This window comes from Yoonia sediminilitoris, from assembly GCF_003058085.1.
GTDB classification, from domain to species: domain Bacteria; phylum Pseudomonadota; class Alphaproteobacteria; order Rhodobacterales; family Rhodobacteraceae; genus Yoonia; species Yoonia sediminilitoris.
Genome location: NZ_QBUD01000006.1, coordinates 184107 through 206659, shown reverse-complemented (window position 1 = coordinate 206659; position 22553 = coordinate 184107). Strand labels below are relative to the sequence as shown.

General features: G+C 55.2%; 26 protein-coding genes and 2 pseudogenes. 16 read left to right on the top strand and 12 right to left on the bottom strand.

Annotated elements, in window-relative coordinates; genetic code table 11:
• Window positions 1-133: 133 nt before the first annotated feature.
• From C8N45_RS13465 to C8N45_RS13450, 4 genes are all read left to right on the top strand, one after another.
• Window positions 134-799: a malonic semialdehyde reductase gene (locus C8N45_RS13465; RefSeq protein WP_108386756.1), complete on the top strand. Its 666-nt coding sequence runs from the start codon at window positions 134-136 to the stop codon at window positions 797-799.
• A gap of 124 nt (window positions 800-923) precedes the next feature.
• Window positions 924-1997, top strand: a complete 1074-nt coding sequence (locus C8N45_RS13460) for a C4-dicarboxylate TRAP transporter substrate-binding protein (protein WP_108386755.1) — start codon at window positions 924-926, stop codon at window positions 1995-1997.
• Between the two features lie 27 nt (window positions 1998-2024).
• Window positions 2025-2594: a TRAP transporter small permease subunit gene (locus tag C8N45_RS13455; protein WP_245882667.1), complete on the top strand. Its 570-nt coding sequence runs from the start codon at window positions 2025-2027 to the stop codon at window positions 2592-2594.
• Entirely contained in the window at window positions 2591-3895 is a 1305-nt protein-coding gene (locus tag C8N45_RS13450; protein WP_108386754.1) for a TRAP transporter large permease, read from the top strand. The genes C8N45_RS13455 and C8N45_RS13450 overlap by 4 nt, the downstream gene beginning before the upstream one ends.
• Before the next feature lie 72 nt (window positions 3896-3967).
• On the opposite strand, the gene C8N45_RS13445 is transcribed toward C8N45_RS13450, so the two are convergent.
• The 3 genes from C8N45_RS13445 to C8N45_RS13435 all read right to left on the bottom strand — a co-directional run bounded on the left by C8N45_RS13445 (window position 3968) and on the right by C8N45_RS13435 (window position 5245).
• Window positions 3968-4246 carry a hypothetical protein gene (locus tag C8N45_RS13445; RefSeq protein WP_114427834.1) on the bottom strand — a complete coding sequence of 93 codons (279 nt, stop codon included), beginning with the start codon at window positions 4244-4246 and terminating at the stop codon, window positions 3968-3970.
• Between the two features lie 69 nt (window positions 4247-4315).
• A complete protein-coding gene (locus C8N45_RS13440; RefSeq protein WP_108386752.1) occupies window positions 4316-4900 on the bottom strand; it encodes a cupin domain-containing protein in 585 nt (194 codons plus the stop codon).
• Between the two features lie 3 nt (window positions 4901-4903).
• On the bottom strand, window positions 4904-5245 hold the full coding sequence (locus tag C8N45_RS13435; RefSeq protein WP_245882666.1) for a TAXI family TRAP transporter solute-binding subunit: 342 nt from the start codon (window positions 5243-5245) through the stop codon (window positions 4904-4906).
• A 312-nt stretch (window positions 5246-5557) separates the two neighbouring features.
• Here C8N45_RS13435 and C8N45_RS13430 point away from each other — a divergent pair.
• Window positions 5558-6252 (top strand): annotated as a pseudogene (locus tag C8N45_RS13430) (IS6 family transposase).
• Window positions 6253-6288: 36 nt separating this feature from the next.
• Window positions 6289-6615, top strand: a complete 327-nt coding sequence (locus tag C8N45_RS13420) for a cupin domain-containing protein (protein WP_133175980.1) — start codon at window positions 6289-6291, stop codon at window positions 6613-6615.
• Here the strand turns inward: C8N45_RS13420 and C8N45_RS13415 are convergent.
• The gene (locus C8N45_RS13415; RefSeq protein WP_181868943.1) at window positions 6612-6899 is read right to left on the bottom strand and encodes a hypothetical protein; all 288 of its coding nucleotides are present in this window, start codon (window positions 6897-6899) and stop codon (window positions 6612-6614) included. The genes C8N45_RS13420 and C8N45_RS13415 overlap by 4 nt on opposite strands.
• Window positions 6900-7191: 292 nt before the next feature.
• On the opposite strand from C8N45_RS13415, the gene C8N45_RS13410 reads away from it, so the two are divergent.
• The 8 genes and pseudogenes from C8N45_RS13410 (at window position 7192) to C8N45_RS13380 (ending at window position 13027) form a co-directional block, all read left to right on the top strand.
• Window positions 7192-8070 (top strand): fumarylacetoacetate hydrolase family protein, encoded by an 879-nt coding sequence (locus tag C8N45_RS13410; protein ID WP_108386749.1) that lies wholly within the window; start codon window positions 7192-7194, stop codon window positions 8068-8070.
• Entirely contained in the window at window positions 8070-8735 is a 666-nt protein-coding gene (locus tag C8N45_RS13405) for a malonic semialdehyde reductase (protein ID WP_108386748.1), read from the top strand. The genes C8N45_RS13410 and C8N45_RS13405 overlap by 1 nt, the downstream gene beginning before the upstream one ends.
• Window positions 8736-8742: 7 nt before the next feature.
• Complete coding sequence (locus tag C8N45_RS13400; protein ID WP_108386747.1) at window positions 8743-9201, top strand: OsmC family protein; 459 nt, start codon at window positions 8743-8745, stop codon at window positions 9199-9201.
• A gap of 37 nt (window positions 9202-9238) precedes the next feature.
• Window positions 9239-10255: a type 2 periplasmic-binding domain-containing protein gene (locus C8N45_RS13395; protein WP_108386746.1), complete on the top strand. Its 1017-nt coding sequence runs from the start codon at window positions 9239-9241 to the stop codon at window positions 10253-10255.
• Window positions 10252-10779 carry a TRAP transporter small permease gene (locus tag C8N45_RS13390; RefSeq protein ID WP_108386745.1) on the top strand — a complete coding sequence of 176 codons (528 nt, stop codon included), beginning with the start codon at window positions 10252-10254 and terminating at the stop codon, window positions 10777-10779. The genes C8N45_RS13395 and C8N45_RS13390 overlap by 4 nt, the downstream gene beginning before the upstream one ends.
• Window positions 10776-12071: a TRAP transporter large permease gene (locus C8N45_RS13385; RefSeq protein ID WP_108386744.1), complete on the top strand. Its 1296-nt coding sequence runs from the start codon at window positions 10776-10778 to the stop codon at window positions 12069-12071. Before C8N45_RS13390 ends, C8N45_RS13385 begins: the two co-directional genes overlap by 4 nt.
• A 92-nt stretch (window positions 12072-12163) precedes the next feature.
• Window positions 12164-12339, top strand: a pseudogene (gene glnQ, locus C8N45_RS23690) (glutamine ABC transporter ATP-binding protein GlnQ); the annotation flags it as partial.
• A 58-nt stretch (window positions 12340-12397) separates the two neighbouring features.
• The gene (locus tag C8N45_RS13380) at window positions 12398-13027 is read left to right on the top strand and encodes a glutathione S-transferase family protein (protein ID WP_108386743.1); all 630 of its coding nucleotides are present in this window, start codon (window positions 12398-12400) and stop codon (window positions 13025-13027) included.
• 390 nt (window positions 13028-13417) lie between these two features.
• On the opposite strand, the gene C8N45_RS13370 is transcribed toward C8N45_RS13380, so the two are convergent.
• Window positions 13418-14508 (bottom strand): IS3 family transposase gene (locus tag C8N45_RS13370; RefSeq protein ID WP_108386742.1). Its coding sequence is split into 2 segments (ribosomal slippage): window positions 13418-14274 and window positions 14274-14508, totalling 1092 coding nucleotides; the frame shifts between segments, so codons are not numbered across the junction.
• A 105-nt stretch (window positions 14509-14613) separates the two neighbouring features.
• On the opposite strand from C8N45_RS13370, the gene C8N45_RS13365 reads away from it, so the two are divergent.
• Entirely contained in the window at window positions 14614-14814 is a 201-nt protein-coding gene (locus tag C8N45_RS13365) for a glutathione S-transferase C-terminal domain-containing protein (RefSeq protein ID WP_108386741.1), read from the top strand.
• Window positions 14815-14979: 165 nt separating this feature from the next.
• Here C8N45_RS13365 and C8N45_RS13360 read toward each other — a convergent pair whose 3' ends face one another.
• From C8N45_RS13360 to C8N45_RS23455, 7 genes are all read right to left on the bottom strand, one after another.
• Window positions 14980-15798, bottom strand: a complete 819-nt coding sequence (locus C8N45_RS13360) for a replication-relaxation family protein (RefSeq protein ID WP_108386740.1) — start codon at window positions 15796-15798, stop codon at window positions 14980-14982.
• A gap of 20 nt (window positions 15799-15818) precedes the next feature.
• A complete protein-coding gene (locus C8N45_RS13355) occupies window positions 15819-17894 on the bottom strand; it encodes a type IV secretory system conjugative DNA transfer family protein (protein WP_181868942.1) in 2076 nt (691 codons plus the stop codon).
• Window positions 17894-18253 (bottom strand): hypothetical protein, encoded by a 360-nt coding sequence (locus C8N45_RS13350; protein ID WP_108386739.1) that lies wholly within the window; start codon window positions 18251-18253, stop codon window positions 17894-17896. Before C8N45_RS13350 ends, C8N45_RS13355 begins: the two co-directional genes overlap by 1 nt.
• Before the next feature lie 191 nt (window positions 18254-18444).
• Window positions 18445-19086, bottom strand: a complete 642-nt coding sequence (locus C8N45_RS13345) for a hypothetical protein (RefSeq protein ID WP_108386738.1) — start codon at window positions 19084-19086, stop codon at window positions 18445-18447.
• A gap of 217 nt (window positions 19087-19303) precedes the next feature.
• Window positions 19304-19714, bottom strand: coding sequence for a hypothetical protein (locus C8N45_RS13340; RefSeq protein WP_245882664.1), 411 nt, complete (start codon window positions 19712-19714; stop codon window positions 19304-19306).
• Between the two features lie 61 nt (window positions 19715-19775).
• Window positions 19776-20123, bottom strand: coding sequence for a helix-turn-helix transcriptional regulator (locus C8N45_RS13335; RefSeq protein ID WP_108386736.1), 348 nt, complete (start codon window positions 20121-20123; stop codon window positions 19776-19778).
• A gap of 393 nt (window positions 20124-20516) precedes the next feature.
• Window positions 20517-21047, bottom strand: coding sequence for a DUF3768 domain-containing protein (locus C8N45_RS23455; protein WP_181868941.1), 531 nt, complete (start codon window positions 21045-21047; stop codon window positions 20517-20519).
• 191 nt (window positions 21048-21238) lie between these two features.
• On the opposite strand from C8N45_RS23455, the gene C8N45_RS13325 reads away from it, so the two are divergent.
• The gene (locus C8N45_RS13325) at window positions 21239-22408 is read left to right on the top strand and encodes a type IV secretory system conjugative DNA transfer family protein (protein WP_108386735.1); all 1170 of its coding nucleotides are present in this window, start codon (window positions 21239-21241) and stop codon (window positions 22406-22408) included.
• The last annotated feature ends 145 nt before the right edge of the window (window positions 22409-22553 follow it).

Sequence of the window (22553 nt, the reverse complement as noted above, 5' to 3'; positions counted from 1 at the left end):
TCGGCCATGCCAAAAAGCCGAAGCCTCGCTGGCTAATGCCTGGCGAAGTGGTGGAGGTCGAGATCGAAGACATCGGCATTTGTGCCAGCCCAATCATTGATGAAAAGGACCACACCGCATCGGTTGCGGCAGAATGAACGCGCCTGAAGTAAAAGAGCTGGATGAATTGCGCGCCAAGGCGCAGGAAAATCACCGTGCCCTGCACAGCCGGATAAACCGGCTATCGGACGATGCCATTGACCTCATTCTGCGCAATGCGCGATCGCATTACGCTTGGACTGACCGCCCGATTGCAGACGCTCTATTGCACGAGATTTACGAGATCATGATCAACGGCCCGACCAGTATGAACACGCTGCCGGCGCGCTTTGTTTTCGTGAAAACACCTGAAGGCAAAGAGCGGTTGGCCAAGTCACTCAAGCCGCAAAACGTGCCCAAGATGATGGGCGCACCTGTGACAGCCATTATTGCGCATGATCTGGATTTCTGGAAGGAACTGCCGTTCCTGTTCCCCCATGATGACCGCCGCCATCTGTTTGACGGCAAGCCCGAGTACTGCGCTGATACCGCCTATCGCAATGGGACACTGCAAGGCGCATATTTCATGATAGCCGCGCGTGCATTGGGCCTTGATGTGGGGGCGATGTCCGGCTTTTCGAACGCCATCGTCGACGAAGAGTTCTTTGCGGGAACAAACCTGAAATCCAACTTTCTTTGCAACATTGGCTACGCGGACGAAACAGCGTTGTTCCAGAAACTGCCACGCTTCGCGTTCGATCAGGTGTGCAGCTTTGCATGAACAAGACCGCGATGAACCGAAGTTACTGACGAAAGCCCCACTGATCACCAATTACTTAGTTACCGGCGCAAGCCAGCTTTGAATCTACTGGGCGGAGGAGCCCGCATTCTTGGGAGGAGACAAGATGATAACATGGAAGAAATGCAGCCTGGTGGCTGCCGTAATTGCGACAATGACGGCTGGGCCTGCCGTCGCGCAAGAAACTGTTTCGGCGGTGGTAATTGACGGATATCCGGATCGTGCGCTTTGGGTGCGCGAATTCACCAACTTCTTTATTCCAGAAGTCGACCGCCGTCTTGCCGAGACCGGCAACTATGCCATGAGCTGGCAGGAAAACTACGGCGGTTCCATCGTGAAACCACGCGGCGTTCTAGAAGGCATCCAGCTGGGGCTGGGTGATATCGGTATTGTCACCACGATCTTTCATTCGTCCAAACTGCCAAGTCAGGGTCTGGCGGCTGTCACGCCGTTTGTGTCCTCTGATGCCCGCGCCGTAGCCCGCGCTGTGGACGAGATTGCCCGCGAATACCCTGTCATGCAGAACGAATTCGCCGCACAGAATCAAGTCTATCTGGCAACCGGCGTTGTTCTAAACAGCTATCAGATGTTCTGCTCCGACCCGATTGAGAGTATTTCCGATCTGGAAGGCCGCAAGGTGGCGGGGGCTGGCGTGAATCTGCGGTATCTTGAAGGTATCAAGGACGCAGCAGGCGTACGTGGCGGTCTGACCGATTTCTATAATATGCTACAAACCGGTCTGGTTGACTGCGCGATGCTGTGGCCCGAGGCGGCAGCAAGCTTCAACATCTCCGAAGTGGGGCCATACATGATCCGCACAGATTTCGGAGCGGTGAACACCAAGACTGTTACTGTCAATCAGGACTACTGGAACGCGCTACCTGACGAAGTTAAAGATGTGTTGCGTGCAGTTGCCATCGACTATCGCGACCACCTTGCATCTATCGCGATGGATAACGCTGCCGCAGCCGAAGCGACCTACTTAGAAACTGGTGGCACAATCATCGATATCTCAGCTGATGAGCGTGCCGCTTGGGGTGCCTCAATGCCGAACGTTGCACAAGAGCTGGCCGCGACACTAAATGGCAATGGTGAGGACGGCACCGGTATGCTTGAGTCTTACCTCGCCAAACTTGAAGCGGCAGGTTTCGTAGGCGTCCGTGATTGGACCCAGCCCTAAAATCTGACCGACCCGAGAAGGGGCAACATGATGCTTACATCAGCAATCAATGGCCTGTCTCGGGTCGCCAACTCTTTTGCGATCGCCGCCAATGTCTTGGGCACACTCACTGTGCTTGCGTTGGTGGTTATCCTGAACGCCGACGTGATCGCGCGGGGGCTTTTCAACGCTCCCTTGCGGGGCACCTACGAAATCGTCCAGCTTTCGGTCGTACTCATTGTATTTCTGCAACTGGCCGACGTGGTACGAGTTGACCGTCTGACAAGGTCGGACGGGTTCCTTAATCTGCTCCATGGTCATCTTCCGCGGCTAGCGGCAAACCTGCGACGGATCATCAATGCGGTTTCGGCGATTTTCATGGGTCTGATTGCGTACATTATGTTCCCGGAATTCCTCAAGATGTGGGGCACGCAGGATTTCTTTGGTATCCCTGGCATTTTCACCGTGCCGTGGTGGCCCGTCAAACTGGTCATCGCCGGCGGCAGTGCGCTTGCTTGCCTAATCTTCGCTCTCAAGGTGATCACCGCCCAAGATCGCCCACAGCTGGTTCGTATGCCAGAGCATAAAACGACCGAAAGAGGCGGACTTAACACATGACCCCCATCGAAATTGGCCTGATTTCGGTCGTCGCCATCGTCTTTTTGATCTATTCGGGTGTCTATATTCCTATCGCTCTTGGCATGGTGTCGCTGGTGTCGATTTGGCTGATGCGCGACAATTTCACCCTGTCCCTGAACCTTCTAAAGGTTGCCGTTGGCGACAGCGCCATGGTCTATAGCTTTGCCACGATCCCGCTATTCACCTTCATGGGATTAATTGTATCGAAAGCGGGGTTAGGCCGGGACATCTACGAAGTTATGACGATGCGGTTCCGCAAAACCAAAGGCGGGATCGGTATGGCAACCGTGGGTGCAAATGCCGTGTTTGCTGCAGTGACCGGATCGTCCATCGCCTCGGCGTCTGTCTTTGCCAAAGTCTCGGTCCCGCAGATGATCGCCCAGAACTATAACCCGCGCTTTGCAGTGGGCGTTGTGGCGGGCAGTTCCGTTTTGGGGATGATTATCCCACCGTCTGCCATGTTGATCATTTATAGCTTTGTCGCCGAACAATCGGTTGGCGATATGTTCTTGGCCGGGGTTATCCCGGGGATTCTGCTGGCTATCGCTTATGTGGCCGCAATCTGGTTCATGGGACGCTATACGCCTAACTTCGTCGGAGGCCGCGTTGTCGACGATACAGAATGGATGTCCAGAGGCGAGATTGCGTCAAAGACATTGCCGACTATCGGTCTAATCATGATCGTTTTGGGCGGGATTTACACTGGCTGGCTTACGGCAGTTGAAGCCGGGGCTTCAGGGTCGCTTGTTGCGCTGGTTATCGCACTTGTCCGCCGCTCCTTGTCTTTGAGCGGGTTTTGGGAGGCCCTTCTGGAAACTGGCCATATCACTGCTGCTATTTTGTTCCTGATCACTGCGGCCTCTATCTATAGCCGCATGCTGGGGCTGGCGGGCTTACCCAATCAATTGCAGGACCTGCTGGCAGGCAATTCCGCATCCTTCTGGACGGTGATGCTGCTCCATATCTTGCTGATGATCTTTCTCGGCACAATCCTCGACACTACATCGATCATCCTGATCGTCGTGCCGCTGTTCCTGCCATTGGTAGAGGTAATGGATATGTCGCTGATCTGGTTTGGCATTGTCACAGTGGTGGGCGCTGAAATTGGTTTGCTGACACCGCCCTTGGGGATATCGTGTTTCGTGATCAAATCGACGCTGAATGATGACAGCATCTCGCTTAAGGATGTCTTCATGGGGGCGCTGCCATTCGCTTTCGTGATGTTGATAGTCCTGTTCATTCTGATCGAATTCCCGATCCTCAGTCTTGCACTTCTCTAATGGGCACTGTCAGAGCGATCCAGCTTGAGACGTGCAAGGTGGGTTTCGTAGCGCCTGAAGACGATTAAACCCCTACCGACTGGCGTCGGTAGGATTGGCGATATGCTGCTCAAGGTACTGAAGTACGATCACGGGCGCATAGCGCTGAACTTGAACCGTGAACTTCGCTAAGAGGGCGACCTGAACCAGATGATCTGGAAGGTCCCCTAAATGATCTCTTGTCTGTCGGACTATTTCAAGCTGGCCGCCGGCGATGTCATCATGGCCGGAAACCCTTCCGGGGGTCAACGCGGTGGTCAAGGGCGACGTCATGGAAGCGACCATCGAGGGCGTCGGATCATTGACCTTCACGGCGTCTGATTTTCAGTTGAAGTCGTCCCTAGGCGCTTTGTGCATAGCGTCCAGGGACATACGCGGGTGTCAGTCCCGTCGTGGTTTGCCCTTGGCCCGATCCGCAGGGGCACCCCGCTGAGTCACGCCATCGATCAGGACGAAGGCGATAACACACGGCTCTGTTCCGCGGTTTGACCATGCGTGGTTGTTGCCGCGCTGGATGACAACGTCACCGGCCTTGAGCAACAGGTCGTCCTCTTCCTCATCCATCATCATCCAGATCTCGCCTGAAAGCACGATGGCGTAATCGACGCTGTCGGTGCGGTGCATGAAAGGATGTCGTCCATCTTCGACGATGTTGGAACTTGCCCCCATCTCTCCGAAAGCGGTCTTTCCGTCGAGCTCGGCCAGCACCTCGGGATCTTCCGGCAAGAATTCGACGCAGCGGAACGTCGACCCAACGGGCGGTGGGTGCAGCTCGAAATCGCCGGAGCACGTTTCCGTCGGCCCATCATATTCGGCAGGGGTGCCTCGCTCGATCCAGAAATTGGTCAGGCGCACACCTGGGCGGCTGGGCCTCTCGAGATATTGCGTGGCGACCAGATCGCTCACGACAATGGCTTTGCCGTTTTCGTCATGGCCGGTCACAATCCGGCGGAATTCTCTATGCATATTTCAGACCCTCTGTGGTTGCAGCGCCGCCACGGCCTTGATGTCGATCGGAACAGAGCTGTAAGAGCCAGCGCCTGCCACGGCCAGCTTGGCGAGGTTGTTGTTCGTGATGGAAATTTCCACCTCGCCGCTGTCGGTCAGCCGCGGGTTTTGTGCCGAACCGCCGGTCACGACCGAGACCATAGAGATGTCATTGCCCGCGTGCTTGTTGACTAGGTTGGAAATTAACTGACCCATTGGATCGAAAGCGCCGCCCAGGCTGGCTGTCCCAATTCGCAGCTCTTCGGCGATGGTCGTGCCGGTTCTAACTGCGGCAACAACTGCGGCAAGAATAAATAACCGCACGTCAATCCTCCCTCGATTACAGGGCAAGACTAACGCGAGAAGACTATTCTGTCTATCAATTATCGATTTTAATTATCTGTGAATAAAATATCGATTAAAAGTCCGGCCATGTCTCGCCCGATTTTGGTCCTCATCCGGTCATGACGAACAGGAGGATGACACAGGCATGGCACAGTAGAGCGCAGCGCAGGTTCCAGGACCAGCTGAGCGTGTTGGGAGGAATCCGTGTCGTGGCCGAGATCAGCAATGCGGCGATGGGGACTGTTACGTTAACTGATAGTTTTGGTCAATATTCTGCTCTTATGGTGTATGATGGCACGTCGAGATCCATTCAAACCCCATCGTTTCTTTCGAGATATTGTTCTTTTGGCGGTGCGTTGGTATTGTCGCTTCCCGCTTTGATATCAAGATGTGGTTGGTCTTCTTGGAGAGCGTGGCGTCGAGGTGGATCTCTCCACAATCTTCAGATGGGTACAGAGGTTTGGACCAGAGATTGCGAAGCGCGCGGAAAAGCATCTGCGCCTTGCCAGTTTGGATTGGCATGTAGACAAAACTTACATTCGGGTTGGTGGAAAATGGCGTAATCGGTGGCGTGCGGCTGATGCGCACGGACAACTGATGGATTTTAGAATGACCGCCCGGCGCGACGCGAAAGCTGCGAAGGTCTTTCTAAGCAAGGCGATTGAGCGTGTTGGACTGCACCGCCCATCTGGTTCACGACGGATAAAGCCCCCACCTATCCCAAGGTCATTCATCACATCAATTGCCGCTACGGCCCTCATTTTGAAAGTATAAAGCATGTTGACAAAAAGTGGCGAAAAAATTGGATTGAAAGTGATCACTTAACGTTGAAACGATTACTTGGTTTCCGGCAAAGCTTCAGATTGCTGCGAACGGCCAAAGCAACATTGCAAGGTATTTAAGTTATCCGAACAATTAAAAATCAACACATCCACAACTTTGTGTCTGGCATCCAGAGTGCGATAAAAATCGTGACACATCTGTAAAAAATGGGCAGTTAACTCTAGGATAAAGCACTTATTGTGAGATGGAACAGTCAATGCACCAGTCCCGCCGCAGAAGCCGCTGCTATTGCGTCGGAATGGATATCCGTCGATTTCACTTGTGTCGTTCGGCTGGTTGAGGTGGCGTTCCCGCCTGGAACGGTGGCGTATAGCCATGTGCACGCGGGTGCCGGGTTTGGGCATTTGCGGTGGGGGTATCTGCAACTGGAGGCGGATGATCACGCCTTTGAAGCACATCGCGGCGATACGTGGTTTGAGGCGGCCAACTCTCTGGTCCAGGCCACGGCAACGCTGCACGCAGAGGAAACACGGTTCGCGCTCTGCATGGAGATACCGCCGGACTAAGATGGCAAACCTACGGCCCACTTTCGAGCCGCATCGAAGAGCGCGCCGGTCATGCCCGCGTGGTAAGCGAGAAACCCGATGAAGATCAACATCGGCAAGATGCTGAGTGCATAGGTCGGCGATTTGTAATGCGGGATCGTGCCGACAAGGCCTGCCGCAGGGCCCCCGCCCAGAAGTTCGACAAGTCCAAGCAGCCCACCGATGGCTGCTGCGAAAGCGACAAGCACGTCAACCTGCCGCAAATTCTGAACTACTTCCTCTGGCTTGTGTCGCTTGTTCGCCATTCGCTGTCCTCCGTTTCCTAAATATAACGGTGGACCAATTCAGATGGGGCATTCCAAGGCCCCCTGCGTGGCAGAGACGTCCCCGGTGGTCGAATTTTCAATAACGTTCATGGCCTACCTTTGGTTCTGTCACGACCCTGGACCCGGACATGCTCACAACCAGGGGCAAACGTGCAAGGTCCAGCACTTCAAAAATTGTAGTCTAAAATATAAAAAATCTAAAAAAATCGATATTAATTGACTTGTTGATAAATTATTGGCAAAATATTTCCATGCTAGCAAGGATGATAGTATGAGGTTTCTAGTCGGTACGAGCTCTGACGGCACAGCGGTCTATTCGATGGACGGTGACAAGGCCGTGAATCTGTCGGCACTGGATGCGCGGGTCGGCAGCGACCTGATGGGCCTTATAAACACGGATGGCCTGCTGGACGAAGTGGCCGCCAAGGCCGCAAGCGCCCCGCGCGCTGCAATCAACGACATCACCCCCGCCCTGCCCATCGAAAATCCGGGCAAGATCATTTGCCTTGGCCTGAACTACGTCGATCACATCAAGGAAGGCGGCTATGACATCCCGGAATATCCGGCACTTTTCATGCGCGGTCGTCAGTCGCTGATGGCCGCCGGTGCGCCCATGGTGCGCCCGACTGTGTCCGAAAAGCTTGACTATGAAGTCGAGTTGATGGTGATCGTCGGCAAAGGCGGGCGTCACATCTCTGAAGAATCGGCGCTTGACCACGTCTTCGCCTACACCGTTTTCAACGATGGATCCGTGCGGGATTTCCAGCGTAAGACCCACCAATGGACTCCCGGCAAGAACTTTGACGACACCGGGGCCATCGGCCCGATCTCGGTCACCCCTGATGAACTGCCCGAAGGTGCGGTCGACCTCAAGATCGAGTCGCGCGTGGGCGATGAGATCCTGCAAAGCGCAAGCACCTCGGACATGATGTGGTCGGTCGCCAAGACCATCGCTCTTGTCTCGCAATACACCACGCTGGTTTCCGGCGATTACCTTGCGATGGGCACGCCCCCGGGTGTGGGCCATGCCAAGACCCCGCCGCGCTGGCTGCGCCCGGGCGAAACCGTCGAATGCGAAATCGAGGGGATCGGTATCTGCGCAAGCCCCATCCTCGATGAAATAAACCTGACAAGACGTGAGGCCCTGTGATGAACGCCCCTACCGAAACAGCCCTTACTTCGGTGCGCGCAAAGGCGCAGGCGGACATCCGCGATCTTCGGGCGCGCATCGACCAGCTTGGGGACAACGAGATTGACCTGATTCTACGAGAGGCGCGCTCGCATTACGCCTGGACTGCCAAGCCCATCAGCGAAGATACGCTGCGCGCGATCTACGACATCGCCGCCTCTGGGCCGACCAGCATGAATACCTGCCCAGCGCGTTTTGTCTTTGTGACCAGTGACGCGGGCAAGGAACGGCTCGCCAAATCACTCAAGCCTGCGAATGTCGCAAAGATGCTGGGCGCCCCCGTCACGGTGATCGTTGCCCATGATCTGGAATTCTGGACCGAGCTGCCGTTCCTCTTTCCGCATGAGGATCGCCGTCACCTGTTCGAGGGCAAGGCCCCGTTCATCGCTACCACCGCATTTCGCAACGGTACCTTGCAGGGTGCATATCTCATGATTGCAGCGCGCGCGCTCGGTCTCGATGTCGGTGGGATGTCCGGCTTTTCCAATCAATCCGTCGACGAGGAATTCTTTGCGGGTACCAGCCTGAAATCCAACTTCCTGTGCAATCTTGGATATGCGGACGAAACGGCTCTGTTCCAGAAGCTTCCGCGGTTCGGCTTTGACAAGGTTTGCAGCTTCGCATGAGGATGCCATGGCAATAGTAAGACAAAAAACCATCGTAAAGCTGCGCAAGAAGGCGGTCTGCACGTCCCATTCGCGTAGTGATGGCGGGATGCGCGGTCCTGTCTCTACGATTGACGAACAGGTTGAACGGGATGGGTCCAGCCATGGCCTTACCCCGAGCGAGACGGTGATTGCGGCGCTGGTGGGCTGCACCAACGTCAAAGCCAAGAAATGCGCAACGAAAGTTGGGCCCGATATCGGCCAATTCGGCATCGACGCCGGCTGCGACTTTGATCGTTGGGGCGTCACGCTGGCCGAGAAAATCGAGGTTCCGTTTAAGGCGATTAAGCTATCGGTCGCGGCGTCGGGTCCTGCCAAGCAGGTAGAGCTTGATCTTGTGGCTGTCGAGACTGAAGAATTTTGCCCGTTGTCCAAGCTGTTCATGGCGGGGGGCACGAAGCTCGAGGTGATCTGGCGTAAAGATTAGGCACTTTGACCCATTCAACTATCCAGGGAGGATACCAATGAACAAGAAATTAGTCGGACTAGCGGCTGGCCTGTTGATGGCTGCCGGATCGGCAAGCGCTGACACGCGCTTGATTGTCAACTGCTTCTGGCCGCCCCAGCATGACGTGTGCAGCAAGCTGCTGCCCGATTGGCTGGACGCCGTGGAAGAAGCTACCGACGGGCGCGTGCGCGGAAACATTCCGCCCAAGTCCGTCGCCCCGCCGGCCGAGCAGCTTGCCTCGGTCGAAAAGGGGATCGTGGACGTCGCAGTTCAGTTCAACGGCCTAATCGGCAACCGTGTCTCTGGCCCGCTTGTCGCAATGCAACCGTTTTCTGGCATTGACAACGCGCCTGTCTTATCTCAGGCGCTCTGGGAGACCCGTGAGAAATTTTTCGCGGACGAATTCGACACGGTGGAATTGCTGTCAATGTGGACGATTTCGCCGGGTCTGTTGTTCAGTGGCACCGACACGCCGATCATCACCGTGGAAGACTTCGCGTCACGCAAGATGTGGGCCCTGCCCGGACCGCTTGCCGCCATGGCAACCGCGCTTGGTGCAGCGGTCGTTGCATCTCCGGCCGTGCAGTCCAACGAGTTTATTGCCAACGGCGTTGTCGACAGTCACCTCGGGCTCAACGGTGATGCGATCAAGGCCTTCCAGATCGCTCCTTATGTGAATTCGATGACCAGGTTCTCGTCCCCAGTTTACACTACGAGCTTCTCGCTGGTGATGAACAAGGACAAGTGGGCCGAGATCTCGCCGGAAGACCAGGCAGCGATCATGGAGCTGAGTGGTCCTGCCTTCGGCATGATCGCAGGCGGCTCCTGGGATCGTACCGCTGCCGAGGTCATGGCGTCATTTCCAGACCTCGGGATTTCGGTTGTCGATGCGGATCCAGCGCTAGAGGCGGCCTTGATGGACGCAGCCGCGCCGATCACGGCCAAATGGTTCGAGGCCGCTGCATCCAATGGCATCGATGGTGAGGCCGCGCTTGCATTCTACAGGCAGCGTGTCGCGGAATTGTCGAAATGACAGAGCCTGAACATCAGGGTGGGGTGCTCAGTGCCCTTTTGGTTAAGGCGATTGCCACGCTCGAGAACATCTCGAGCGTGGCAATCGCGATCATGATGGTGCTGACCTTCGCCGATGTGATTGGGCGTTATATGTTCCACTCCCCGATCTTCGGGGCCGGAGAGATGATCTCTTCCCTTCTGGCGATTGTGATTTTTGCGGGTCTTGGCGTGACCAACGCCCGCGACGACCACATCGTCGTTGAGCTTGTCGACAGTCAGATCCGCCGAATGGCCCCGCGCCTTTACGATGCGGTCATCCAACTCTTTTCGGTTTTCGCGATGGGCCTTATCGCCTTCGTGCTCTGCGAACATGCGCTGATCTCATACCACCAGGAAGCACGCACCTATGTCCTTGAGATCCCGCTTTTCCTGACCACAGGCCTCGTGGCCTTGCTGGCCTTCATAAGCACCCTGTCAATGATTGCGGGAATCTACCTGCGCATGAAAACCCCTGCGGGTGACAAAATGGAGTACGGGTTATGACCATTGCACTTATTGGCTTTGCCGCGCTTCTTGCGCTATGCTTCATCGGATTTCGGGTTGGCTTTGCCACGCTGATCGTGGGGTTCGTCGGCTTTGCGCTGGAACGCGGCTTCTCGGCCAGCCTGGCCATGACAGCCCAGCAGATCGCCGAAGATTCGATGAATTACAACCTGTCGGTCATTCCGCTGTTCATCTTGATGGGCGTGTTCATCTATCGCTCGGACGTCAGCAGCGATCTTTATGACACCGCTTACGCGGCGCTTGGCAAATTCAAGGGCGGTCTGGCCCTGGCGACAGTTCTTGCTTGTGGCGGCTTCTCGGCCGTCTGCGGGAGCACCCTTGCAACCGCGGCCACCATGTCCAAGGTCGCTATGCCGCAGATGAAGGCGTTCAATTACAGCGACAAGCTGGCAGCGGGCACCATCGCGGCGGGCGGGACGCTTGGGATCATGATCCCGCCGTCGGTTCCGCTGGTGATCTACGGAATCATCGCCGAGCAGGACATTGGACTGCTGTTCATCGCAGGCATCCTGCCGGGGTTGTTGCTGGTGACGCTGTTTATGCTGGCTGTGGCGATCATGGTACGCCTTGACCCCGACGCTGCGCCGGCCTCCCCTCCGCTGGATCCTGAACGGCGCAAGGTTGCGCGGCGCGGCACGATCCCGGTTCTGACCCTGTTCCTTGTTGTGCTGGGGGGCATCTATGGCGGCATATTCACCGCGACCGAAGCCTCGGGCATCGGGGCGGTCGGGGCCGCGGTGATTGCCTTCCTGCGCGGCCATCTGCGCAGCATCGACTCATGGCGTCTGTGCCTTGTGGATGCGGGTATCACGACATCGAAAATCTTCATCGTCCTGATGGGTGCTGTCGTCTTTTCGCAATTCATAAACCTCTCAGGGCTGCCCTATGACATCCTCGACTTTGTCGAGGATTCCGAATTCACCTCCACGCAACTGGTTCTGTTCATCATCGTCATCGCGCTGGTGATGGGCATGGTGTTCGAATCCATCGGCATCCTTGTCCTTCTTGTGCCGGTCTTTCTGCCAGCTCTGTCCCAGACGGGCGTTGACATGATCTGGTTCGGCATCATCGTGGTGCTTGTGACGGAAATCGGCCTGATCACGCCACCGATCGGGATGAATGCCTTCGTCGTCAAATCCGTCCTGCCTGATGTCCGGCTTGCCGATATCTTTAGGGGTGTGACACCCTTTGTCTTCGCGTTGCTGATCGGTCTGGTGCTGGTCTTTTCCGTTCCGATGATCGCGACCCTTTTACCCTATTCAATCAGGTGAACCATGACCAAAGCCAAGAACGTTCGCTTCATAATGGCCGATCAGCTGCATAGGGACTATCGGTCGTGCTACGGCCATCCACACCTGCACACGCCCAATATGGAATGACTATGAGCTGTGTGACTCACGAAATGGGGGCGTGCGGGCCGTCGTGGATCGTGTCATTTTCATAAACCACGGCCAGATCGTTGAAGAAAACACGCCGGAACTATTATTTGGAAACTCGCAACACGCGCGGACCAAGAATTTCCTCGGCCAGATAGCTTGATACGGGACCGGCGCGATATCCAGCCCTCCAAACCTGATCGATAATAAGGACCTATCGAATGATTGATTTCTACACTTGGACCACGCCGAATTGCCGGAAGGTCTCGATCCTGCTCGAAGAACTCGCAGTGCCATACAATGTCCTTCCCATCAACATCAATGAAGGCGCGCAGAACACGCCGGAATTTCTTGCGATCAGTCCCAACAATAAGGTGCCAGCGATTGTTGACCATAACACTGACATCGCGCTGTTCGAGTCCGGCGCTATTCTTCTCTATCTAGCCGAAAAGCACGGGAAGTTCTTTCCCAAGGATCTGCAAGCAAAGGCTGAGGTCATACAATGGCTGATGTGGCAAATGGGCGGGCTGGGGCCAATGGCCGGACAAACCCACCATTTCGTGAAAAACAATCCCGGCAAGGCCCCCTATGCCGAAGATCGCTTCAAAACCGAAGTCGCGCGGCTTTACCGTGTGCTCAATAGGCAACTCGAAGGGCAGGATTACATTTGCGGCGCATATTCCATCGCAGATATGGCCAGCTGGCCATGGGTTTCGCGCCATGAGTGGCACCAGATCAACTTGGCCGATTATCCGAATGTTCGCGCATGGTATCGCCGTGTTCTGGCGCGCGATGCGGTTCAAAAAGGCTATCACGTACCAGTTTACACGACGGACATCCCTGCAGGTTGAACGGTTGCAACCTCAATAATTTGGTTATGAAAGACTGGGTAGGGCAACGATCAGAGTTCTCGAGCGTGACAATTCAGCCAATGTGCAAAAGGTCATGTGGTGCGCCGCAGAACTTGGCGTCGTTATGGCGCGGGACGATGTTCATGGCGACTTTGTGCTTCGGGAATCCAAAGCGATTGTTCGTTATCTTTGCGATCAGTACGGGAGCGGCGACTGGAAATTGCCATCAGTGCAAGAAATTGCATTGGCCGGGCAGTGGATGGACTTGTAGCTTACGACGTTGCACGCGCCAATGACGGTTTTGTTTTGACAACTTATTTGGACTGAAGCCCTGGTGCGCGACGAGGCGAAATGGACCTGTCACGTTTTAGTGCCGCTCCAAGTGCTCGTTTAAGCCACCTTTCGTTCGAAAGCGACTGGGCTTTTCCATCCGAGTGCTGAGTGGCGGCGTCGCGGATTATAGAACCCATTGATGTATTCGAAGATGGCCATCTCTGCCTTGCGCCGTGTCTCCCAAGGATGCCGCCAGATCAGTTCTGCTTTGATGGTTTTGAAGAACGTCTCGACAGCTGCATTATCGTAGCAATTACCTTTGCCAGACATCGATACCTTGAACCCATGCTGGCGCAGGATTTTCTGATAGTCATGAGAACAGTATTGCGACCCGCGATCGGTGTGGTGGACGCAGCCTCTGGGCGGTGTTCTGAACGCAATGGCCATTTTCAACGCACGGATCGCCAAGTCCCGTTTCATCCGATTGCTGACCGCCCAGCCAATGACACGGCGTGAATGCAGGTCCAGGATCACCGCAAGATAAAGCCAACCATCTTGGGTCCAAACATAGCTGATGTCACGATCCAGCAGGTTCGGCGCAATGTTGAACTTGTGATTGCTGTCTGTGGTGACCTTGTGTTTACGGGTTCTGACGACGGATATACCATTCTGGCGCATCAACCTGCCAACTCGGCGATGCCCGACGTCCAAGCCGATTTCCTTCAGCTCTTCCGTCATCCGTGGCCTGCCGTAGCTGCCCAAGCTGAGACGAGATTGTTCTTTGATATGTGCCAGCGTGACGAGATCGGATCGCTGTCTGCGGCTTGCGGGGCGGCTTCGGAAAGCACGCAGACCGCGTGCGCTGACACCAACGACATCGCACAGGCGATTAGCTGGAAAGCTGGCTCTGTGATCTTCGATAAACCTAAATCTCATTGCTTTAGGCCCGCGAAGAACTGGGTGGCTTTTTTTAGGATGTCCCTCTCCTCCTTGAGGAGCCGGACCTCACGACGAAGCCGATCATTCTCTTTGGCGAGGCTCAGATCCTCTTTCGACACTACATCTGTGTCCCGATGGGCTGTGATCCATTTGTTCAGCGTCGACATCCCGACACCCAAATCATCAGCCACCTGCTTACGAGTAAGCCCACTGGTCAGCGCGATACGCACCGCATCCTGGCGGAATTCGTCCGTCCGTTTCAGTCCCATAGTCAATCTCCTTTGTTGCAGTAAATGCTATCAAAGGAGCGGCATCAAACCGCGACAGGTCCAAAAGTCGATACCGCGGTCGCCGAAGCGTCATAGTTTTGGTCAATTCTGGATCAACACCTCGCCACCCGCGACTTCCTTTTTGGAGAGAATCCAAGCATGGCAGACATTCCGTTGCGAAGCTCAGCATATCGCTGGCATTCGATGGAATTTGAACGGCCTGATTTGCCAAATGTAAATGCCTGGTCGAACAAACTGATCGAGCGCCGTGGTTATCGAGAAAAAGGCATGATCCCGCTTAATTGATCGGGGAATTTGACATAGGATATATTTGCCATGTTTCTGGCCCAAATTGGCTCGTTCTAAACTGGGTTGCGACAGATGCCCTCTTTTGCTCGAAAGCACACAGAACGGACATGGCCCCCACAGAACTAAATCCGCGCAAACGCAGCCAACCGCCAACCGTCAAAACTACTCTATTCCCAATTGCAGCCTAGCGTTCTGTAGATTTCTCCATCTGGGTTCGGGCCTTGATGCAACTATTGCCGCAAACCGTTGATCATCTTGGCAGAGAAGTCCGCCGAATTGCTTCCCGCGTTGCGCATTTTGGAATACCCACAGCACGCGCAACTTGGATTTGAGCCCGAAGTGGGATTGATAGAGTTTTTCGTGCAGGAGCTGCTGGTATTGCGCCACGGACCGCTGCAGCGACTTTCTTGCGGCCGTTGATCGCACCGGCTCAGTCCCACGATCAACTTCCAAAGCAAATGCCCGATAGCCATCGGGATACTTGATTGCAAACAACTGATCTGGGATCACTTTGGACCCCGACAGCGGAATGCCCAGCTCTACACCTTTGATCGCCAAAATCTGCGCCGCCGGGATGAATGTCAGACCAGCGCGCACCGCACCAATTTCAATTGCGCTCGACACCGAAGACACCCAGTATCCGTGCCACCAATGTCCCGTAGGTCTGCCGTGTTTTTCCAAGTTTTTATGGCCAGCCAAGATGTCCCAGCCAAGTCTGGTCAGATCGTACACATAGGGATTGAAGTCCGCCTTGGCGATCTGGCGCTGTTGTGGCGGCAATCGCAAATAGCCAGCTTCGCGCAGAGCTTGCAGGCGCCGCAGTGCTGTGTCCCGGCACCGGTGGGTGTCGCGCGTACACTCATATAGAAATTCAGACGATTGCGGTCCGTGGCGGTCGATGTGCGCAAACCAGCGCAGTTCCCGAGCTGTCGGTTGAACGTCGAATTTGAGACGTATCGGGGAAGAACGTGTATGTTTCATGCCCCCATTTATTCACGCCCTCACAACTCCGGGGAAGGTGCGAATGGATCATCATCGTCGTTTTCTGGCGGCAGTATTTCAGCCTCTTCGTGCTCTGGCGCACTATGTTCAGCCTTGCGTTCCCATGGTTGGGCATAGGTGTCCCGGCTGTGTTGCAGGATGGCCGCACGCTCTTCTTTTGTTGTGCGTGGCAAGTTTTCGAGTTCGAAGAACGGGAAAGCAATTGGAACGGCTTTGTCCGTTAGACCGCGCAGATAGGTGGCGAATGAACCCTTCGGTTGCTGCTGGATCAACTCAGGTGTGGCGTGCATTTGGCTCGACAGTGTGCGGGCATCTCTGGCGGACACACCACCAGCCAGCTTGATTGAAGTATTGGCCTCAAAGGCCTCTGCAAGGCCGCTGGAGAGCTGTCCCAAGTATTGGTGGGCCATTACCATACCCACCCGATATTTACGGGCCTGAGACAAGATCACCCCGATATTGACATCGAAGTAGTCTTGAGCCTCATCGATGTAGATCATGGCGGGCAAACGGTCTTGTTGGCGCAATGTAGCCCGTTCTTGTGCGGCTTGTGCGATCAGCGCAATGAAGAACCGGCCAAAGATTTCGGTCCCTTGTTCTTTCAGCAAGGACTTTGACGTATTGATCAAGATCAGCTTGCCCGCGTTCAACTCAGTGAACATATCAAACTTGGACTCAGGGTTGGCAAACATGCGTTCGAAGGTCTGGTTTTCGAGCACGCCATAGAGACGACGCAGCACCTGGGTCTTGGTGGCCGCAAATTCCTTGCTTTCGAATTCAGTCTCAAAGAACCGGCGTGGTGTGCCTTCAAGCTTGGCGATGTGTTCCTGGTATTTGGCGGTACCGCCAGCTTCCATCAGATCACACAGTGTATGAATCGTGGCGTCCGGGATATAGAACATCAGGCGCGTGACATAGCGGAACACAACGCTTTGCTTGGCGGTCATGCCGGCTGAGAGCAGCGATCCCAATACAAAGTCATAGAGTTCGATGATCGAATTGGTGAGCCGCTCACGCTCGAGGGGGGAATAGGCATCCAAGCGCTCTTGTCCGACCGAGAACAAGTTCAGTGACACAGGGTACGCAATGTCTTCGGGATTGATGAGTACGATGTCTTCGGGGTCCAGCACCTTTGCCCTCAAGATGTTCCCGATCAGATCACCTTGACTGTCGATCACCACTACCGACTTTGCGCCTGCTGCCACATCCGGCAAATCCTTCGCAATGAGATACTGCAGGGTCTGGGTTTTGCCGTGCCCGCTGCCTGCCACCATATGTGTATGCTCAAAGCGGAGTTCTTCGGGGATTTCAAACGGTGTGCGCAGATCAAACAGATCGCGCAGCAACGTGCCCTTAAGGTATGTATCAACGGCATCGTCGCCACGATAGTCGCGCGGAAAGACGGGGTTGGTACGGTGCGTTTGGCGCAGGTTGTTATCTAGCTGCTGACGCAGATCTTTGAAGTGGTTGTACCCGTTGTCCTGGAAGAAGGGTGTGACAATCGCATCAATCACCGCATTGTGCGGGGTGAGAAACTGCGAGACTGAGACGAGCACATCGCCTTTCATTGGCGGTGCAGCTTTGGCGATGGGTGCGAGCGCTTGGCTGATTACATCCAGCGCCGCTTTGAGCATTTGCGGATCGTTGCGGGCTTGCCCCTGCTTGGCCAGAAGATCGCGATAGCGACCGCCTTCGACCGTATTGCACAGCACCGGCGGTGGAGGGACGTCTGGGCTCAGGCCCTCGGCCTTGAAGAGTGCGCGACCCACATCCAAAAGTTGTACCTGTAACGGATCAGGTGTTGAGGCTGGCCAATAGGCTGACAGCGCTTGGTCGATCTCAAGATCGCTGAGCCCTACCCGACCAGACATCGCATGCTGGTAGAGCCGCATGGTCTCTTCTTTGGCCAACCGTTCGGCCCGCGCCGGGCTTTCGAGATAGAGCCGGACGCCGACATAGCCGCCAGCGCCAAGCAAGAAGACTGGTGTGACCATCAGCGCGGCCATCAGAAGAACGCCGACAATGATGACGCTGATCACCAGCCCTGAGACCTGGTCAGAGAGATTACCACCCATCAGAATTCCACCACGATGCCTTCGCTGGTTTCAGCGTTGTCGCTGATCCAGAGTTTCAGTTGGGAGAGAGTATCCAGCATGTGCTCTTCATATCGCTTGGCGTCAGACGGCGTGGCACACAGAAAGCGGTCCGTCTTGCCGTTGATGATGCTTTTGACGAACAGAGCGAATTTGTCATCTCGGTCATCCACCTTGGCGTTGGCTGGTCGCCTGTCCATTAGCTTGGTTTCAAGCAAGTTGCGCTGCCGCACGATTTGGATCTCTTCATGCGTCAGCAAGACAGTTATCCAGACCTCATAGAACGTCTTTTTAAAGACAGCACCCCGCCTGACAGTTTCATGTTTGATTGAGACACGCATGGTGGTGGAATTTCCTTTGGGGTTCAGAATTAGGCTAAGGGAATGCAATGCAAGGGAGGGTGGGGATATTCACCTGCGAAAGCAGGTGAAGTCACGCAAACGACAGATGGTATTTGTTCAACGATGTGTCGTCATGTTCAGCGCTGGTACCCATGCTTGACCCCCATAGGGGATGGGGGTCTGCATGGGGGTCATTTTGCCGGGATCGGGGCCAGAGACTTTTGGTATTCCGTGGCTTCCTCTTTGGACCAAAATGGTTTCCCTCCGACCAGGTATTTCCCATCTTTGTAGACGGTCTCAGGCGACAAGGGCGTGAGCGATATCTGCTCTTCTTTTGTGATCGCTTTGGCGGTTGAGGTTGATGCTGCTGGGATAGCGGCAGGCTTGCTCTTGGTCTCTGCGACGGCTGATGCCTGGGTTGGCTGGTTGCTATAGCTGACGCCTTGATCTTGGTCGGATTGTTTGTCGGGTGTTGCCGCCGGTCGTTGAGCGCTCAGCGACGCAAAGGACGCGGCTGTTGTCTTGCCTTGCTCCAGAAGCTGTTTGGACAGCTCCATATGCTTGCGCGACACATCAAGAGATTGCTGGGTGAACTCTGCCGTATCGACGGATGCGCGGCCCATCTGCACCATCGCCTGCCCGATGACACCAACTGCCGCCATCATGATGCCTGGCATAGCGCCAAGGATGAACTGCGCGGGTCCTGCGTTACGGCCAAATGACTGCGTGGCTGACCCGCCCATCAGGGCAACGACCACGCCCAATACGATGAGCGCTCCGGCGCAAAAGCCAAGAAAGCTGAATAGGTTGCGGGCGGTTTCGTATGATTTCATGGAAATATGCTCCTCGCTAAATTAGGTCATTGCACAATCATTCGTTGTGCAGAGCGAAGGTTGCGCACAAATAAGGCGAAAGTTTGAATGGACTGGGTCGATACTGATGGTGAGGCGGCGTGGATCAGGTCCTCAACTTGAAGGGGAACGCGGCACCACAGACAGGCACACATCGAAACTGCCCCTGATGGAGCAGTTTCGAAGAACACAGGACGGGCTATCCCATCGAGGCCGCCAGTCGTGTCGGCGGGCCTTTCATGACCTCTTGCGCTAAAGCCAGTGCTTCAAACAACACCATGCTGCGCGGTTCAAAATCAAAGATCCGACGCTTCTGTGCGGGGAGGTATCCCGCGATCTCAGGATGATCCTTCGCCAGTCTTTGCGCTTCCTCATACTTTGATTGGAACAGGCGTGGTCGCGGCACACTGACGTCCAGCACCGAGTTGTGACTGGCGAGTTCCGCCAGAGATCGGATCAGGCGTTTGCTCTTTTTACCTTTCCGGCAATTCTTGGTGCAATCTTCTGTCACCACGACATCCGGGCGCAATTCATTGATCAGGCCTTGGGCAAACCCGACCAATTCTGCGCTGCTGCCAGCCGCCTTCACTGTGATGCCCCAGTCCTGCAATTGACCCCTTTGCAGGAACACATAGCCGGCCTTGCCAGAGGCAACCGCAATCGCAAGAACGCTAAGCACTGCCATGCTCAAGTTGGCTAGCCAGACGCTTGGTTAGACGTGCAAGCGAACTGGTGCGATTAAAAGTCTGCGCAGTCGGTTTGCCGGGCTCTGGCAGTCGCTTGAGGCGCTCTTGAAGAACCTGCTGACGTTCAGCGAGCAACTCGCCAAAAAAGCTTTCAAACGAGCGTCCGTAAATCAGTGACAGCTCGATAATTTGCTCAAGGCTTGGCCTGCGTCGACCGTGCTCGAGATCAGACACCAATGACTGGTGACTGGACAGGAGATGGGCCACATCTCCTTGGGTATAGCCCGCCTTCCTGCGTGCAAGGCGCAGGTCGAGGGCAAATTGGGTACTCATAGACTTTTGCTTATTTGATAAACGTCTAGAGCTTCAGTCTACTTTGAGAGATAGCGACATCCTAGCAGGCAGAATATCGGGCACCCTGATGCGGTGAGTGGAAGCTGGAAAAGCGGACGCACATCTAGCGGTGTGCGGAGCGATAGAGACCAGAATACTAGCCGTATTCTGGCGACAAACGCCCGCTTCCCACCAAGATACATCCAACGATTCACACGGATCGGCTGCGCAACAGAAAGCGACTGATGCAAACAGCCCAGAACGAGCGGCCGGCCCGATCCTGTAGCTGTACAAGCCTTGACGTATTTTCAGCCAAAATCTTTCACGATTTAAACGTCACAAAACAAAAACGCTGCCCCCGCTAGGGGGCAGCGTATACTCTCAGCCCATACATCAATATTCAGAGGCGAGCATGATGGTCAGCGCCCGATGGGTGAGGGCTTCATTGGCCGGGTTTTCAGAGCCGTAGGTGCAGCTGGGGTCGTAACAGTCGATTTTCCAAAAGACCTTCTCTCCAGCATGTTCTAAGGCCCCAAAATCATGCTGCTTCCAGGGATCATTGTCGTCGGTAAACTCAGCAAACGCGCGCACCTCACCGATGATGGAAACGACTGCATCGCCCCCGAGGGCTTGAATGCCGGGCGTGATCAAGATCGAGCCGTTGCCTAAGCCTTCGGTCCGGAAGCGATCATTCAGCTCACGAATCCGCCGGTTTTGCAGGGCGTCAGCCTCTACCCAATCCAGCTTGGTTTCGCCCTCGCACTGATGACAATGCTCAGCATCAAAAACTGTCTCTAGCTCCCACAGGCCGCTGTGCCGGTTAAAACAGGCCCAGGCGTCCTTTGCGACCCGCTCAGACCCGCAGCTGCGGCAGATTGGAACACTGTTGATTGTTTCGGGTGTGGTGTCTTCTTTGATACCCATCGTGGATCTCCTTTCGATAGGGCGCGGCCAAGCAGGATGCTTGGACGGACCCGACGAGAGGCGATCCGGATGAAGAACTGATCTGACATCATGATGCGCGATAGGGTGAGAGGTACAAAGCAGTCAGCCTATCGACAGGCAAGATACCCAAGCTGCTAGTGTTGACCTGCCAACTGCGAGACGATCAGCTCATGCTTGCGTCGCACCGCTACATCCTTGGGTTTGCCTATCGGCGATACCAATCGTCCGGTGCCTTTGGGCTCGCCCCCAAAGACCGTCTGCAGCATCTGTATATCGTCGGGCAAACCGGAACTGGGAAGTCGACACTGCTTCAGAATCTCGCATGGCAGGACGCCAGATATGGCACCGGGTTTTGCCTCATCGATCCACATGGGGATGTCGCCGAAAGCTTGCATCGCAGTTTGATGGTGCCACACTTGTATTGGGACGTCGCGGATCCCGCTTGCTCCTTTGGATACAACCCATTGGCCAAGGTCGCCACGATACACCGACCACTGGTTGCCTCAGGCCTGATCGAAACGCTCAAGAAACAATGGCCCGATGCTTGGGGCGCTCGGATGGAACACATCTTGCGCTTTGCCATTCTGGCTCTGCTGGAACAGCCGACCGCGGACCTGCGCGATATTCTCAAGCTGCTGACATACAAAGGGTTCAGACGGCAGGTGATCGACCAAGTCACAGATCCTCAGGTGCTGTTCTTTTGGAAGGTCGAGTTTCCTACCATGAACTACCAAGGGAGCGCCGATGGGGTGGCCCCCATCGCCAACAAGCTGGGTGCGTTTTTGGCCCAACCGGCGGTGCGTACCGCGCTATGCGAACCAAGCGACCCGCTGCGGTTTCGGCAGATTATGGATACGGGGCAGGTGTTGATTGTGAACCTGTCCAAAGGACGGCTGGGCGCTGATATCACCAACGTGCTTGGAGGTCTGATCACGTCGACACTGATGCATGCCGCATCAACCCGACACGGGCTACCTGAAGCCGCACGGCGACCGTTTTTCTTGTACGTCGATGAATTTCCAAACCTGACCACCAAGTCCTTTGCTGGCATGCTGTCTGAGGCCCGCAAATACGGCCTTGGATTGGTTTTGGCGCATCAGCACTTGTCGCAGATCGATACAGATGTCTCTGACGCGATATTCGGGAATGTCGGCAGCATGGTGGCATTCCGGGTGGGGGCCAAGGATGCCCCTCGACTGCAGCACATGCTTGCGCCATTTGATGCACATGATTTGCAGAACCAGCCCAACTACAGGGCGGCTGTTCAGGTGATGCAGAATGGTGAGCGGCTCGCGCCGTTTACCGCGTCAATGTATCCACCATATAGGTTGGTGGCATAGGCTGCCTGCTACAACTCCATTTCAGCTTCGATACAGTACATCCATGACACGCGACGAACGCCTGCAAAAACATTTGGACCTTTGTGACCGGATCTACCGGCGGCTCTTGGCAGAAGGAAAATGGCCATGGCAAGATTCGCGTGAA

Excerpts from the sequence above, each read along its gene's own strand:
- C8N45_RS13465 (WP_108386756.1), top strand. The coding sequence starts at position 134 with ATGAACGCGCCTGAAGTAAAAGAGCTGGATGAATTGCGCGCCAAGGCG.
- C8N45_RS13460 (WP_108386755.1), top strand. The coding sequence starts at position 924 with ATGATAACATGGAAGAAATGCAGCCTGGTGGCTGCCGTAATTGCGACA.
- C8N45_RS13455 (WP_245882667.1), top strand. The coding sequence starts at position 2,025 with ATGATGCTTACATCAGCAATCAATGGCCTGTCTCGGGTCGCCAACTCT.
- C8N45_RS13450 (WP_108386754.1), top strand. The coding sequence starts at position 2,591 with ATGACCCCCATCGAAATTGGCCTGATTTCGGTCGTCGCCATCGTCTTT.
- C8N45_RS13440 (WP_108386752.1), bottom strand. The coding sequence starts at position 4,900 with ATGCATAGAGAATTCCGCCGGATTGTGACCGGCCATGACGAAAACGGC.
- C8N45_RS13415 (WP_181868943.1), bottom strand. The coding sequence starts at position 6,899 with ATGGCGAACAAGCGACACAAGCCAGAGGAAGTAGTTCAGAATTTGCGG.
- C8N45_RS13410 (WP_108386749.1), top strand. The coding sequence starts at position 7,192 with ATGAGGTTTCTAGTCGGTACGAGCTCTGACGGCACAGCGGTCTATTCG.
- C8N45_RS13405 (WP_108386748.1), top strand. The coding sequence starts at position 8,070 with ATGAACGCCCCTACCGAAACAGCCCTTACTTCGGTGCGCGCAAAGGCG.
- C8N45_RS13400 (WP_108386747.1), top strand. The coding sequence starts at position 8,743 with ATGGCAATAGTAAGACAAAAAACCATCGTAAAGCTGCGCAAGAAGGCG.
- C8N45_RS13395 (WP_108386746.1), top strand. The coding sequence starts at position 9,239 with ATGAACAAGAAATTAGTCGGACTAGCGGCTGGCCTGTTGATGGCTGCC.
- C8N45_RS13390 (WP_108386745.1), top strand. The coding sequence starts at position 10,252 with ATGACAGAGCCTGAACATCAGGGTGGGGTGCTCAGTGCCCTTTTGGTT.
- C8N45_RS13385 (WP_108386744.1), top strand. The coding sequence starts at position 10,776 with ATGACCATTGCACTTATTGGCTTTGCCGCGCTTCTTGCGCTATGCTTC.
- C8N45_RS13380 (WP_108386743.1), top strand. The coding sequence starts at position 12,398 with ATGATTGATTTCTACACTTGGACCACGCCGAATTGCCGGAAGGTCTCG.
- C8N45_RS13360 (WP_108386740.1), bottom strand. The coding sequence starts at position 15,798 with ATGAAACATACACGTTCTTCCCCGATACGTCTCAAATTCGACGTTCAA.
- C8N45_RS13355 (WP_181868942.1), bottom strand. The coding sequence starts at position 17,894 with ATGGGTGGTAATCTCTCTGACCAGGTCTCAGGGCTGGTGATCAGCGTC.
- C8N45_RS13350 (WP_108386739.1), bottom strand. The coding sequence starts at position 18,253 with ATGCGTGTCTCAATCAAACATGAAACTGTCAGGCGGGGTGCTGTCTTT.
- C8N45_RS13345 (WP_108386738.1), bottom strand. The coding sequence starts at position 19,086 with ATGAAATCATACGAAACCGCCCGCAACCTATTCAGCTTTCTTGGCTTT.
- C8N45_RS13335 (WP_108386736.1), bottom strand. The coding sequence starts at position 20,123 with ATGAGTACCCAATTTGCCCTCGACCTGCGCCTTGCACGCAGGAAGGCG.
- C8N45_RS23455 (WP_181868941.1), bottom strand. The coding sequence starts at position 21,047 with ATGGGTATCAAAGAAGACACCACACCCGAAACAATCAACAGTGTTCCA.
- C8N45_RS13325 (WP_108386735.1), top strand. The coding sequence starts at position 21,239 with ATGCTTGCGTCGCACCGCTACATCCTTGGGTTTGCCTATCGGCGATAC.